At 73.0% G+C, this 13,978-nt stretch carries 10 protein-coding genes and 1 tRNA gene; 5 read left to right on the top strand and 6 right to left on the bottom strand.

Translation table 11 applies throughout. The features are described 5' to 3' along the window. Positions 1 to 65 precede the first annotated feature (65 nt). From KXC43_RS46485 to KXC43_RS46500, 4 genes are all read right to left on the bottom strand, one after another. On the bottom strand, positions 66 to 1,064 hold the full coding sequence (locus KXC43_RS46485; RefSeq protein WP_308129572.1) for a hypothetical protein: 999 nt from the start codon (positions 1,062 to 1,064) through the stop codon (positions 66 to 68). Then, entirely contained in the window at positions 1,061 to 1,801 is a 741-nt protein-coding gene (locus tag KXC43_RS46490) for a DsbA family protein (RefSeq protein WP_221382707.1), read from the bottom strand. The genes KXC43_RS46485 and KXC43_RS46490 overlap by 4 nt, the downstream gene beginning before the upstream one ends. Continuing rightward, positions 1,798 to 2,292, bottom strand: a complete 495-nt coding sequence (locus tag KXC43_RS46495) for a MauE/DoxX family redox-associated membrane protein (RefSeq protein WP_221382755.1) — start codon at positions 2,290 to 2,292, stop codon at positions 1,798 to 1,800. The genes KXC43_RS46490 and KXC43_RS46495 overlap by 4 nt, the downstream gene beginning before the upstream one ends. A 77-nt stretch (positions 2,293 to 2,369) precedes the next feature. After that, positions 2,370 to 2,906 (bottom strand): sigma-70 family RNA polymerase sigma factor, encoded by a 537-nt coding sequence (locus KXC43_RS46500; RefSeq protein WP_221382708.1) that lies wholly within the window; start codon positions 2,904 to 2,906, stop codon positions 2,370 to 2,372. 70 nt (positions 2,907 to 2,976) lie between these two features. Here KXC43_RS46500 and KXC43_RS46505 point away from each other — a divergent pair, with 70 nt between their 5' ends. From KXC43_RS46505 to KXC43_RS46520, 4 genes are all read left to right on the top strand, one after another. After that, positions 2,977 to 4,647, top strand: a complete 1,671-nt coding sequence (locus KXC43_RS46505; RefSeq protein ID WP_221382709.1) for a copper resistance CopC/CopD family protein — start codon at positions 2,977 to 2,979, stop codon at positions 4,645 to 4,647. A gap of 101 nt (positions 4,648 to 4,748) precedes the next feature. Next, positions 4,749 to 9,467 carry a hypothetical protein gene (locus KXC43_RS46510; RefSeq protein WP_221382710.1) on the top strand — a complete coding sequence of 1,573 codons (4,719 nt, stop codon included), beginning with the start codon at positions 4,749 to 4,751 and terminating at the stop codon, positions 9,465 to 9,467. Positions 9,468 to 9,763: 296 nt separating this feature from the next. Then, on the top strand, positions 9,764 to 10,354 hold the full coding sequence (gene orn, locus KXC43_RS46515) for an oligoribonuclease (RefSeq protein WP_221382711.1): 591 nt from the start codon (positions 9,764 to 9,766) through the stop codon (positions 10,352 to 10,354). Between the two features lie 140 nt (positions 10,355 to 10,494). Then, positions 10,495 to 10,570 (top strand) — tRNA-His (locus tag KXC43_RS46520). A gap of 164 nt (positions 10,571 to 10,734) precedes the next feature. Here KXC43_RS46520 and KXC43_RS46525 read toward each other — a convergent pair. Then, positions 10,735 to 11,181 carry a CPBP family glutamic-type intramembrane protease gene (locus tag KXC43_RS46525; RefSeq protein ID WP_308129573.1) on the bottom strand — a complete coding sequence of 149 codons (447 nt, stop codon included), beginning with the start codon at positions 11,179 to 11,181 and terminating at the stop codon, positions 10,735 to 10,737. 78 nt (positions 11,182 to 11,259) lie between these two features. On the opposite strand from KXC43_RS46525, the gene KXC43_RS46530 reads away from it, so the two are divergent. After that, on the top strand, positions 11,260 to 12,042 hold the full coding sequence (locus KXC43_RS46530; RefSeq protein WP_221382712.1) for a maleylpyruvate isomerase family mycothiol-dependent enzyme: 783 nt from the start codon (positions 11,260 to 11,262) through the stop codon (positions 12,040 to 12,042). 63 nt (positions 12,043 to 12,105) lie between these two features. Here KXC43_RS46530 and KXC43_RS46535 read toward each other — a convergent pair whose 3' ends face one another. Next, complete coding sequence (locus KXC43_RS46535; protein ID WP_221382713.1) at positions 12,106 to 13,977, bottom strand: CHAT domain-containing protein; 1,872 nt, start codon at positions 13,975 to 13,977, stop codon at positions 12,106 to 12,108. Between the last annotated feature and the right edge of the window lies 1 nt (position 13,978).

The following is a 13,978-nucleotide window of genomic DNA, read 5'->3' on the forward strand; positions in this document are numbered from 1 at the left end:
CGATCGGCACGGCAACCGGGTTAGGCATGCCCTAACCCTTACCCTACTGCCACCGATTTAACGACTCATGACACTAGGGTCTGTTTCGCAGCGGGGGTGGGCTCGGGCGTACGAGCCGGGACAGCCGCGCGCATCCGCAGCAGGCCGGTCAGCGCCAGACCGGCGCCGAGGCCGAGCGCCAGCACGACCGCGAGCCGCACCGCCCAACCGGGGCCCGTCGTCGGCACCACAGCGGCGAAGAACACGCGGGTCTCGTTGAAGCCGGCGAACAGGGCGACCACGGCCCCGGTGAGGGCCAGGTAGAACGGCGGGTGGCGGTAGACCGCCGCCAGCGCCATCAGGCCGGCCAGGAACAGCACGGGCGAGGGCGTCGCGCCGTCCAGCAGGCTCATCACTCCGTACGCCAGGGGAGCAAGGCCCGCGACCAGGGCGACCGCCCGCACGGACCGCGGCCACCGATGGGCCAGGGCCGCCGCCGCGAGGCCGGCCAAGGCCGCGCCGGCCCACCACAGCCAGGCCACCGGCGGCGGTTCCCAGTCGAGTGTGCCGCGGACCTCGTACGCCGTGGTCTGCACCCGCAACGGCACGCTCCAGTCCCGCAGGCGGTGGCTGCGCGACGGGTCGGCGACCGCCTGGGGCGGCACGGAAGGGTTCAGCCACTGGGTCCGCTGATCGTGCCAGCGCACCGTCGTCGAGTCGGAGAGCTTGCGCCACGAGGGCGGCGCGGTCACGTCGGCGGTCGCGGGCACCGGCGTGTCGCCGTTCGCGGTCTCGTTGATGTAGGCGGCCGGCGAGTTGACGTTCTGCCACGTGCCGTCGGGCCGGACGTCGAGGTAGGGCTCGCCGGCGTAGCCGAGCACCTCGACCGAGTGGCCCGTCTCGTTCGACAGTTCGAGCCGCGCCCCCGCCTCGACCGCGCGCACGGAGACGCCGGGCGCGGAAACCGCGGTCACCGACGTCCGGTACGCCGTGGCGCCCGGGATGTCGCCGGCGTGGGCGAACGCGGGGGTGGCCGGCGCGAGCACCGCGCCGGCCACCGCCACGATCAGGGCGAACCGTCTCACCCGGCGGCCGCCGTGACGGCCTGGGTGAAGATCTCGGTGGTCGGCAACGTCTCGTTGGGGCCGGTCACCTGCTTGCCGTTGACGACGATGGTCGGCGTGCCGTTGAAGCCGCGCGACGAGAACGTCTCGGTGGCCTTGGTGACCCACGAGTCGTACGTCTTGTCGTTGACGGCCGTGGCGAACGAGTCACCGAGCCCGACCGACTTGCCCAATTCGATCAGCTTGGCGTCGTCGAGCCCGTCGCTGCCCTCGGCGGGCTGGTTCTCGAAGAGCACGTTGTGGTATTCGAGGAACTTGCCGTCCACCGCCGCGGCGGCCGCGGCCCCGGCCGACCGGGTCGAGTACTTCGTGCCGTTCGACGTCCGGTCCAGGATGGACACCGGGTGGTAGCGGACGGTGACCTTCTTGTCGGTGACCATCTGGGCGATGGCCGGACCGGTCTGCTTCTCGAACTCGTGGCAGATCGGACACATGAAGTCCTCGTAGATGTCGACGGTCACCGGCCCCGACCCGACCGCGAACGCGGTGCCCTCGTCGACCGCCACACTGGGCGTGCTGCCCCCGGAATCGTCCTGATTGGCGAGGACGCCCCAGCCGATCAGGCCCGCGATGAGCAGCACGGCGACGACGCCGACGGACGTCCAGATCGTCACCCGGCGGCGGCGTTCGGCCGCCTTCTGCTGTTCCACGATCCGCTTGGCCGCCGAACGGTCGCGCCCCCGATTACCCTTGCTCATCTCTCTCCCAACAGAACACCGTCGAGCGAGAACCTGGACCGCGGCTTCCAGATCAGGATGCCGGCCAGGGCCAGGAAGCCCACGTCACGCAGGATGTCCAGGCCGTACTGGGCGGTGCGCCCGCCGGTCAGTTCCCCGCCTTTGCTGAAGCAGCCACAGTCGATCTGCAGCCCGCGCGCCCAGGCCGAGATGATGCCGGCGATGAAGATCACCATCAGCACCGCGGCGATGATCGCGCTCAGCCGGGTCGCTATGCCGATCAGCAGCAGCAGGCCCAGTGCGATCTCCAGGAACGGCTGTACGGCCCCGATCACCTTGGCGGTGTCGTAGGACATCAGGTCGTACGCGTTCACCGCGCGCGCCGAGGCGGCCAGGTCGGTCACCTTGAGCCCGCCGGCGATCAGGAAGACCGCCGCCAGGCCGAGACGCGCGAGGGTGGAGATCCACGGCCAGGCCGCTGCGAGCCGGTTCGGCTGCTGCCTCAAGTCCATGGTCACGCCCGTTTAGTCGAAGCAAATGTCCCGCTGGTTCCCTTTATTGTGCTGGGGTTCCGCTGGGAAAAAGCTGATTAGACGGCGCGGGACTGCGAGACAGCCGTCACCAGCTCGTCGCGGGCGCGGGCGACACGCGAGCGGATCGTGCCGACCGGCACGTCCTCGATCTCGGCCGCCTCGGCGTACGACAGGCCCAGCACCTGGGTGAGCACGAACGCGGTACGCCGCTCGTCGCCCAGGCGGCCGAGCAGGTCGGCCGTGGAGAGCCGGTGCGCGGGGTCGGGCGAGGGCGACGCCGTCCAGGCCTCGGCGGCGAGGCGGGCGTCGAGCCGGCGGCGGCGGATGACCGTGCGCAGATGGTCGGCGCAGGTGCGGCGGGCGATGCCGAGCAGCCAGGTGCGCGCCGTGGAACGGGCCTCGAAGGCGGGCAGCGCCTTGAACGCGCGCAGGAACGTGTCCTGCGTCAGGTCGTCGGCTGCGCCGGGGTCGACGAGCGCCGCCGTGAACCGCCAGACCTCAGCCTGGGTGGCACGCACGAACGCCGCCAGGGCGGCTTCGTCACCCTCGCGGGCGGCGAGGGCGAGCGCGGTGATTTCGTCCAGGCCGTCCATGGCCCGACATCGTACGCCCTCGGGCGCTCGGGCCACCCGTGGTGGGCACTGAGCGATCCGATCGGGCAGCATGTCGGGCATGACTGTTGATCGGCGTCGGTTTTGTCGCGGTTTGGCGGCTCTGGCAGGCTTGTTGATCGGATTCTTCGCCGTTCTCGCCGGCCCCGCCACGCCCGCGAGCGCCCATGCCGCGCTGGCCAACAGCGACCCGGCCAACGGGACGATCGTGCCCGACGCCCCCAACAAGATCACGCTGAACTTCACCGAGTCGGTCCAGCTGCTCAACGGCAAGATCCAGGTGCTCGCGCCGGACGGCTCCCGTGCCGACCAGGGCGAGCCGGTCGCCGACGGCGGCACCGTCACGATCCCGCTGCGCTCGGGTGGCGGCCGGGGCACCTACCTGGTCAGCTACCGGGTGATCTCGGCCGACAGCCACCCGGTCGGCGGCAGCATCACCTTCTCGGTGGGCGCCGCGTCGGCCACGCCCGCGGCGACGATCGACGACGAAACGGTCGATCCGGTCGTGCGCGCGCTCATCCCGGTCGGCAAATATCTCGGGTACGCCGGCCTGGTGCTCCTGGTCGGGCCGGTGCTCGTGCTCGCGCTGCTCTGGCCGCACCGGCTCAGCCGCCGCGGGCCCGGCCGCCTCGTGTGGATCGGGCTCGGGCTCGTCGCGTTCAGCACCTTGGTGGCGATCTGGCTCCAGGCGCCCTACTCGACCGGGTCGGGGCTCTTCGACGTACGGGTGGGCGACCTCCGCGACGTGCTGGGCAGCACGTTCGGCGCGATCATGCTGGTGCGCCTGGGGGTGATCTGCGCGGCCGCCCTGCTGCTGCGGCCACTGCTGCGCGGCACCGGCGACGACTCCAAGACCGACCTGGCCCTGCTCGGCGTGCTGGGCGTGGCCGCCCTGGCCACCTGGCCGCTGACCGGACACCCGACCGCCTCCCCGGTGGCCGGCGTGTCGGTGGTGGTCGACGCGATCCATCTGGCCGCCATGGCGGTGTGGCTGGGCGGGCTGGTCATGCTCGTCGGCTTCCTGCTGCGCCAGGCCGACGAACGTGAACTCGGGGCGATCCTGCCGATCTGGTCGCGCTGGGCCGCCACGGCGGTGGCGGCGCTGATCGTGGCCGGCGTCGTGCAGGCGCTGATCGAGGTCTCGTCGCTGGACGGGCTCTTCTTCACCACGTACGGCCGCCTGATCCTCGCCAAGGTCGGCTTGGCGGCCATCGTGCTGGTCATGGCCTATTTCTCGCGGCGGTTGGTGCGCTCGAAGGCGGCCGAGGCCGAGCCGAAGGGCCTGCGGCGGGTGGTGTGGGCCGAGCTGGCGGTCACGGCCGTCGTGCTCGGCATCACCTCGGCCCTGGTGCAGATCCCGCCGGCGCGTTCGGCCGAGGCGTCCCAGACCGCCGGCGTCTCGACCACGGTGACCAAGACGCTGACCGACAACAAGATGGCCCTGCAGATCGACGTCTTCCCGGCCGCGGTCGGCAACAACAGCATCCACCTGTACGCCTACACGCTCGACAACAAGCCGCTGACGGTGGTCGAGTGGACCGCCACGGCCGCGCTGGCGGCCAAGGGCATCGAGCCGATCGAGGTCCCGTTGCTGCGGATCACCGACTTCCACGCGGTCGGCGACATCGCCCTGCCCGCTGCGGGCGAGTGGACGTTCAAGGTCACCGCGCGCACGAGCGACATCGATCAGTCGACGCTCTCCACGACCGTCACGATCAACTGAGTCTCACTTCTATCAGCGAGTTAGCCACTATTTGACCACTTTGGGGTTATTTGGACTTGTATGGTCGGGCCGTTACCGCCTGAGCTTTGAGGGGAGAAGCGATGCGGGTGTTCCGGACCATCCTCGGCATGCTGGCGCTGACCATCGGTCTGCCGTCGCTGCTGGCCGGCGCGGGCCTGTGGGCCGCCATGCAGCACCGCGACGAGGGCGGCGCGTTCAGCGGCCGGTTGCAGCAGCTGTCCACGCCCGGCTACGCGCTCGTGATCGAGGACGTGGACGGCCTGCTGCGCTCCGACGCGCCGTTCACCCGCCTCGGCGACACCCAGCTGCGACTGCTCGGCCAGACGCAGAAGGGCCCGGCGTTCTTCGGCCTCGCGCCCACCAACGCCGTGCGGGACTACCTGTCCGGCGTGCAACACAGCCGGGTTCGTACGGTCGACATCGGCACCGGCGCCCTGCCGGTCGCCACGACGATCGTCCCCGGCACGACGGCGCCCCGCCTCCAGCCCGGCCAGGCGCCGTTCTGGACCCGCGCGAACAGCGCCGGCCAGATCTCGTGGACCCCGTCCGAGGTGCGGGGCGGCCCGTACAGCCTCGTCGTGATGAGCGCCGACGCCACCCCCGGCGTGCAGTTGCGGGCCACCGCCGAACTGCGCCCCGGCTGGCTCAACTCCAGTGCCTGGGGCCTGCTGACGCTGGGCACGCTGCTCGTGATGGTCGGCATGGTCGTGCTGGCCTGGCCCGCGCGCCGCCGCGAGATCGTCTACGTGGTCGAGCCGAGCCAGGTGCCCGACCTGATGCGCGCCATCGGAGCCCCGATGCCGGCGCTGCCCACCACCAGCCGTCCCGTCGGAGCCCACCGGCCGCGCTCGCTGGCCGACGCCCACCCCGGCCCGGCCCCGGCCGTCATGGCCTGGCCGCCGGCGCCCGCGCTGACCGCCGCAGCGATCTCGTCGCCGGCCGCCGCCCCCGGAGTCCCGCCCGACCCGGCCGAATACGCCGCCGCCACCGCGATCCCGGCCCGCCAGCCGGCCCCCGGCGAGCCGCTCCAGTACCTGGGTGCGGGCACGGCGTCGCTGCCGCTGAGCGAGCCGTCGACCGACCAGTCCGTCGCCCGCCGCACCGCCGCGAAGCGTTCCACGCCGGTCCCCGGCGACATCCCGATGTTCCAGCCCTCCGCCGTCGAGGCGTGGGTGGCGGAAACAGCGCCGGTCCGGGCCCGCGAGACCGAGGCCCAGGCTGCCGCCCGCCTGGCCGAGGCAGCTCGCCGCCGAGCCGCCGCCGGAGCGGACCGGCCCGGTGCGGCTTCTCCCGCTTCCCCGCGTACGCCCATGGCTGCGGACGCCGCCGCTCCGGTGGCCGATCCGGCTTCCCGCGCGGGGGCTGCGGTCTCGGCTGCCTCGGCCGCAGCCGCCGCGTCGGCCGCCTCGGTCGCCGCTGCCACCGCCGCCGCCGAGGTGGGCGCTCGTGCCGCTTCCGCGGCCTCGGATGACTCCGCTGCCCAGGCCTCCACCGAGACGGCCACCCCGGCCCCGGCCGCACCCACGACTCCTGGTGCCACCACGACTCCGGCTTCCGCCACTGCGGCTCCTGCTTCTACTGCTGCCGCTCCGGGCTCCGCTTCGGCCGCTCCGCAATCCGCTGCCGCTGCGCCGGCTGCTGTTGCGCCGGCTGCCGCGGGTTCCGCCGCGGGCTCTGCTGCCGCTGCGCCGGCGTCCGCGAGTTCCGCCGCGGGCTCTGCTGCCGCTGCGCCGGCGTCCGCGAGTTCCGGTTCGGGCTCGGCTGTCGCAGCTTCTCAGCCCGGCGGCGCGGCGCCTGCCCCGTCCGACGAAGACCCGGCCGAGGTGGGCCACCCGATCGACGCCGTGGCCGCCGCTTACGCGGCCGGCGCCGCCGACGCCCGCGCAATCCGCGAGGATGCCATGGACGAAGGCCGTGACCCGCGGATGGCCAACCAGAAGGTCTCGGTAGTCACCGGCCCCGGCGCCACCGACTGGTCGGCGATGGGCATGCCCCGCACCGACCCACCGCGAGCCGGGCGCCAGTCCCCGCCCGCAGGTAGTCCGTCCTCCGGCCGCCGCCCCTCGCCCGGAGGCCGCCCCGGCCGCCCGTCGCCCACCGGCCGAGGCCCGTCTTCGGACCGCGAATCCGCAGCACCGTCCCCCCACGCACCCAGCCCGAACCCGGGCGCGGCGCCGACCCCGCCGGCCAATGCCGGCCACCCGGCTCCCGGCCGCGACGAAGTGCCGGCCGGTCACACCCGCCGACCCGGCGGCCCTGGCCGTCCGTCCGCATTCCCCGGTCGCCCAGCGACCGGCGCCGGTCGTCCGGCCGCCGGCCCGGCGGTCGCTCCCAGCGGCACGCCTGCTGGCGCCGGCAGCGCGGGTGTTTCCGGCCGTGCGACTCCTGATGCCGGTCACAGGGGTGTTGCCGACGTTGCTGACGGTGCGGGTGACGCGACCGGCATTTCTGGCAGCGTCGCTGATCGTGCGGGTGGCGCGGCAGGCGCTTCCGGCGGTGCAGGCGGCACAAATGCCTCCGGCCGCCCAGAAACTGACGCTGCTCACCCTGCGGCCGACGCGGGTCGCCGGGTAGCGCCCGAGCCCACCCCGACGTCGGCCGCCGCCGACCAGCAGACCTCCTCGGCCGGCGCGAGCCTTTCCGCTCCCGCAGCCGACGCGGGCCGTTCAGCCCCGGCAACGGACGCGAGTCTTTCGACCCCTGCCGCGGACGTAACGCCGTCGGCTGCCCCAACCACCAACCGTCCGAGCTGGGCGGCCGGTCTGACCCGCCCGTCTCCGGCAGCCGGACGGTCGGCGTCCGTAGCCAACGGCAGCGCTCAGCTCGCGGGCTTCGATGCGGGGCGGAGCAACAGCGGCGAAACGAGCCACCCAGCCCCCGCGACGTCCGGACCGGCCACCTCGGCAATGGCTGAGCCCGCAACGTCGGCGAACGCCGGCCCGGCGACCCACGCCTCGGACGCGAACCGGCCGGCCGGCAACGCCTCCCGCGCTGACGCCGACCGATCAGCCGGTTCCGGCGCCCCAGCCGACGCCGGCTTCCGGGCCGACGCCGATCGCAGCGCCGGCACCGAATTCCAGGCCGACGCGGGAGTCGCAGCTGACGCCCTGCGCCCCGCGACAGCGGGCCGGGCCGGCGCGCGGACGGGCGAGTCGCGCCGGGCGGCCGCCAAGAGCGGCACCGAGCCGGCCATCCCAACCGCCAGTGGGGTCCGCCCGGCAGCCGACTTCGGCACCGAGCAGGTTGCCCAGAGCAACCGCCCGCTGCAGACTTCCGAGCCGCGCCCTCGGAACCGGACGGTCGACGCGCCGTCCGCCGATGTCGACGAAGCGATTCCGGCAGTCGACGCCGGCAACCCGGTTGTCACGGCGCCCACATCGGCTGAGGGCGCCGGTCCGGCCACTGCGGCGGCCGACGCCGGTTCGCCGGCGGCCGATTCGGTCGGTCCTGAGCGGGCGGCGGAAGGCGGCGAGGAGTCCGGCTCCGGAACTGCGCACGCCACGACCGCCCCGGCGCCGCCCCGGCCCACCGTTCCTCGGCCGCCCGCTCCGACGCGTCCGATCGTTCCGTCGCCGGCGCGGCCCGGAACCTCGGCGCAGCCGGCCAACGGCGCTGCCGTGAACGGCGGCGGGCCGGTTCGGCCGGGCAGCCCGGTGCCGGCCGGGGCGTCCGCTTCTCAGCAGCCGGGGCCCCGGGGTGCGGCTGCCACCAATGGCGTGTCGCAGGCGACGGCTCCGGGCCGCCGCGCGGAGGCTTCGGCGGTCACGCACGCCCGCGACCGCGTGCCCGCAGATGAGTCGCATGTTCCCGCCACGGCGTCGGGAGCGGACGGGGTGGGTTCGGCCGGGGACGGTGCGGCCGACGGCCGTACGCCGGGACCGGGCAGCCCGTCCTCGGGCGGGTCGGACGTCGGTGACTCGCAGGGCGGGACCGAAGAGCACGAGGCGCCGGGAGCCGAGCGTGACCCGGTCGAGGGACGGCCGGCGGCCTCTTCCCCGCACCAGCGGTCCAAGCCGACGGCGGCCACCGCCGACGGCGAGCCGGCGGGCAAGGAGTCCGGGCGCCGGGGCGCGGGGCGGCCCGAGCCCGAACGGGACCTGATGGCGCAGGCGCAGAGCCGGATCGAAGGGGGCGTGACGTCTTCGTTCTCGGGACGGCTGCCCGGCGGTGGCGCGGGACGGCCGGCGCCCGCGGCGTGGCGCAAGGCCGCTCAGACGGTGGCGGCTCGAGCGGCCGCCGCGGCCGAGGTCGGTTCGGAGCCGGCCGCGGACACGCTCGACGACGAAACGGCCGTACCCGCCAAGACGGCCAAACCGAAGGCCAGGACGACCCGTACGCGAACCGTGAAACCCAAGCCCGACGCCGAGGCCGAGGCCGAGAAGCCGGCCAAGTCCGCCGCTGCGGCGAAGACGAGGTCGACCACGGCCAAGGCCCCGGCGGCCAAGGCGACCCCCGCGAAGACCCGGGCGACGGCCAAGACCGCCACCCCGGCCAAGCCCGCCGCCCGCTCCACCGTCAAGCCGGCGACCGCCGTGACTCGTCCCACCCGCCCGGCACCCGACGTGCCGGTGCGCACGAGCACGGGGGCCATCCCGGCCGGTAGTGGCACCCCGGCCGGCTGGCTGGCCGCGTACCAGAAGGAAGCGGCCGAACTGCTCGCCGGCAACACCGAGCGTCGCCGGCGCCGGATCACCGCGGCGGGCCCGATCGACCAACCCCAGGAACAGCACCAGGACGAGGACCAGGAACGCCCGTCGGGCCGTCGCCGCCCGGCGCCCGGGGCGCAGCCCGAAAGCTGATCCTCGAACACCCGGACCGGGCCCTCCGCGCTGCCTGCGCGGAGGGCCCGTTCTGTGTCGGAACAAGCACAGCTGAAAGGGCCCTCCGCGCTGCCGACGCGGAGGGCCCTTTCCCGGGGGAACGGAGTAACCGATAGGGGGCTTCGTCCGTTAAGCCCAGTTTAGCCGTTCAGCGGCACGAGTGGGAGTTCATCGCCCGAAAGCGGACAAACCACGTGACTGCGTGGGTTGTGTCCGGGCGGGTGTCTCGAAAAGACGAGACACCGGTCCACGCGGTCGCGGCGTAGGCTGTCCGGGTGGCTGATCATTTGGTGTGGATCGACTGTGAGATGACGGGCCTCGACCTGGGCAAGGACAAGCTCATCGAGGTGGCCGCGCTCGTCACCGATGCCGATCTGAACGTGCTGGGCGAGGGCGTCGACCTGGTCATCCACGCCGACGACGCGGCGCTCGACGCGATGCCGCCCGTGGTGCGCGACATGCACGCCAAGTCCGGGCTCACCGAAGAGGTGCGCCGGTCGGCGATCACCATGGCCGAGGCCGAAGAGGCCGTTCTCGCGTACATCCGTGAGTTCGTCCCCAACCCGCGCTCGGCCCCTCTGTGCGGCAACTCGATCGCCACCGACCGCGGCTTCCTGGCCCGCGACATGCCCGCGCTCGACTCGTTCCTGCACTACCGCATGATCGACGTCTCCTCGATCAAGGAGCTGTGCCGCCGCTGGTACCCGCGCGTGTACTTCGGCCAGCCGGCCAAGGGTCTGGCCCACCGGGCCCTGGCCGACATCCGCGAGAGCATCCGCGAACTCGAGTACTACCGCCGTACGGTCTTCGTCCCCCTGCCCGGCCCCGACGTCGAGTCGGCCAAGGCGATCGCCGCCGAGCTGTAGCGCCGCCGGACTGAAGCGCCGCAGGGCTGCCCAGCAGGGCAAACTGGTCACCCGACCGTGCCGGTAACCCGCTGGACGGGCACCGCCGGAGTTCGGCTATGCTTGTCCGGCACCACGGGGTTGGTTCCTCGTGCGCAATGGTGGTCGTAGCTCAGTTGGTAGAGCACCTGGTTGTGGTCCAGGGGGTCGCGGGTTCAAGTCCCGTCGATCACCCCAAGCGGTAACGAAGGCCCGGTCACGCTGACCGGGCCTTCGCTTTTTTCCGTACGGCGACTCGCAGCGCCGTCCGAGGCCGAGAATCACAGCGAGGCGCCGAGCCGAGCCCCCGACGAAGCCCGCCGCCCGCCGTGCCGGGTCGCGCGATCAGCCGGCGACGAACGTCAGGCGCCGTGATAGAAGTACTGCCCCAGCCCCACCGTGAAAATGGTGATCCCGTAGAGCGCGTGCTCGACGGAGACCACGAGCAACGATCCGGTCCTCTGGTAGCGCCGGGCGAACAGCCAGCCGCCCGCGACGGTGGCCACGACCGCGATGACGTTGCCGAACAGCAGGTGCGCGAAGCCGAACGCCACGGCGCCGGCCGCTGCGGCCCGCTTGCCGGTGCCGAGCACCCGTTCGTAGCGGTGGAGCAGGAACGCGCGGTAGAGCAGCTCCTGCGGATAGACCGAGACCAGCGGGTAGAACACGATGATCAGCAGCCAGAGCCTCGGGTTCTCGCGTGGCAGCGCGAACAGGTTGTCCCGGTCGAAGAGGGCCACCGCGCCGACGGTCAGGGCCGAGACGAGCCGGCTGAACAGCAACCGGCCCGCAGGTGAGCATCCGGCCACGCGGACCGACCGGACCGATGAGTTCGACCGTCGCGCCGGGTCATCAGAGCACACCGAACTCACGGAGCGGAGAATCCCATGATCGAGCTCAGCCCGGATCGAGCCCGCCGGGCGATCGTCGAACACACGGGCCGTATGGCCGAGGCGGCCGCCTCGGCCGGGCCGGGTGCCGCCGTGCCCACGGCCCCGCAGTGGACCGTCACCGAACTGGTCGAGCACGTCGGTCAGACACAGAACTGGGTCGCCGAGATCATCGAGCGGCGCATCACCGATCCGGCCGGGCTGCCCGCGGAGATGGCCGTCCTCCCCGTCGATCCCCATGACTGGCCGACGTGGCTGTCGGAGTCCGCGCAACGGGTCGTGGACGCGTGTTCCGACGGCGCGCTCGACGCCCCCGTGTTCAACGCCGCGGGCGACGAACGCACCGGCGGGCGGTTCTGGCTTTCCAGCGTGCTCAACGAGACCGTCGTTCACGGCTTCGACGCCGCCGCCGCGGCGCACCGGCCGCCCGACATCGAGCCGGACGTCGCCGCGGCGCTCATCAGCAACCACTTCAAGATGCTCACCTCGCCCACGTGGCAGATGTACCGGTCCGAGTCCGCCGACGCGATCCGGGGCGCCGGCCAGACCCTGCAGTGGCAGGCCACCGACGCCGCGGAAGGCTGGTTCATCGAGCGGCGGCCCGACGGGGCGACGTGGCAGCCCGGCACCCGGAAGGCCGACGTGACGGTGACCGGCCCGGCCCAGTCGCTGCTGCTGATCCTGACCCGGCGACTGCCGCTCGCCGGCCACGGAGCCGTCGACGGCGACGCCGCCCTCGCTCAGCACTGGCTCGACCGCACGGCCCATGTCGCCGACTGAACAGTCCTCAGTGGAGCGCGGTGTGCAGGGCGTCCTCGCCCTGTCCAGAGCCGGCAAGACGGTTCATGGATCCACGATGGACGGTGGTGCTGAAAGGGATGGTGCCGGCAAAGCCCTGAGCCCTTCCAGCAGCCGTGAGGCGTCCTCGGTCAGATCGCCGCCGGGGAAGTCCGGGAAGTAACCGTGGCGCCGGGTCCACCAGCGGACGTACCGCTCGAGCTGGCGGCGCGTGGAGTCGATCGGCACGGGACCCTCGGCCCGGCGGGCCAGCTCGGCCAGCTGGTGCTCCGCCTGCGGCAGGGCCGGGGGCAGACCGGCCAGCGGCGCGAGCAGATAGAGCTCGGCCAGTGATCCGGGCGCCCAGATGTCGTCGTCCGCCTCGGCCGCCTCGACAGCGGCGTACCACTGACCGGGCCGCCCGATGCGGCCGGTGAGCGCCGCCTCGATCGAGAGCGCCTGCACCCCGTGCCAGTGGGTGGAAAGACTGCTGGTGAAGCCCCGCAGGTACCAGCGGCGGGCCTCACGCAGCGCCACCCGGGCTCCGTCGAGGTCGTCGCGGTGGAACGAGAGCTCGGCGTACCGCTTCTGGGCGCTGCCGAGGATGCCGAGGTTCTCGAGCCGGGCCGCCTCGGCCGGCGCTGCCTCGCCCTCCCCGACGTAGCGGGTCAGCGAGGCGATCCGCGACCGCAGCTGCTCGGCCACCGTCTCGAACGCGGCCGGGTCGGTGATGCCCTCGTTGACCAGCCGGTCCGACCACAGCTGGGCGGTGCGCAGCGACGCCATCTCGGCCTGCATCGCCACCTCGTACAGCCTGTCCTGGTAGTCCTCGGGCAGCTGCACGTACGCGACCAGGCTGGCCCAGTCGTGCTTGGTGTCGGCGCCCTCGGTGTGCAACCGGCGGCGGGTGCGGTGCAGGGCGGTTCGCACATCACCGCCGGCCAGCAGCTCGCCGTAGAACTGCCGGACGAACGTGATCGAGCCGGCGAAGGTGAGCGGGAACTGCGAGGCCAGCACGACCGGCACACCGGACTCGTGCAGCTCGTGGGCCAGGCTGCCGCCGCCGGTCACGCTGTTCGACTGGTTGCCGCCGTCGCACACCGCGAGGGTGACGACGACCGGGCCGGGCTCGATCGACTGGATCATCGCCCGCAGCTCGTCCGGCGTGACGTCGGCCCGTGTCTTGTCGTCGTCGGCGAACAGCGCGACGCCGAACTCGGGCTCGAACTGGTCGCCGACGTTGCTGCCGTGGGCCAGCACATGCAGGTGGGTGTACGGGCGGCCCTCGCCCACGGCAGCCCGCGCGGCCGCGGCGATCCGGCCCAGACTCGCGCGGTCCAGGGTGGTGAGCACGCGGCGGTTGTCGCGGACGGCGTCCTGCATGCCCTCGATCGGCAGGGGCTCGCTCCACGGCTTGAGCGCCTCGCGCAGCGCCGTCCGGTGCTCGCCCACCGGCACCGGCTTGCCCGCTCCGGGCAGGGAGGCCGCGGCGAACAGCACGCGCGGCGTCGACCACCAGACGTGGCGGGCGCCGTGCAGGCCGGTGCGCACCCGGCGGGTCAGCACGAGCGGGGGATCCGACACCGCGAACACCGGGCGGTCGTCGGCGTCCCGGGCGAGTTCGAACGGCAGGGCGCTCAGCTCGGCCGCGTTGGTCACCAGGTCGATCTGGACCGGCTCGTCCGGGCTCTCGCAGACGCCCAGCACCTGGGTGACCACCTCGGCCAGGTCCCGCAGGGCCGCCTCGCGGCGGTCGGCGTCGTTCTCCATCTCGTACCGGAGGTGGTCGAGCCGGCGCAGGAAGTCGCTGTGGCGGATCGGGATGTGCACCTCGGCGACCGGCTCGTTGCCGCGCGCCCGCAGGTACCGGTCGCCCATCCGCAGCATTCCCGAGTCGGGGGAGTCGAAGCGGAAGAACTCGATCAGCTCGGACCGCATG

Origin of the sequence: Paractinoplanes polyasparticus (genome assembly GCF_019710575.1) — a bacterium.
GTDB lineage: Bacteria > Actinomycetota > Actinomycetes > Mycobacteriales > Micromonosporaceae > Actinoplanes > Actinoplanes polyasparticus.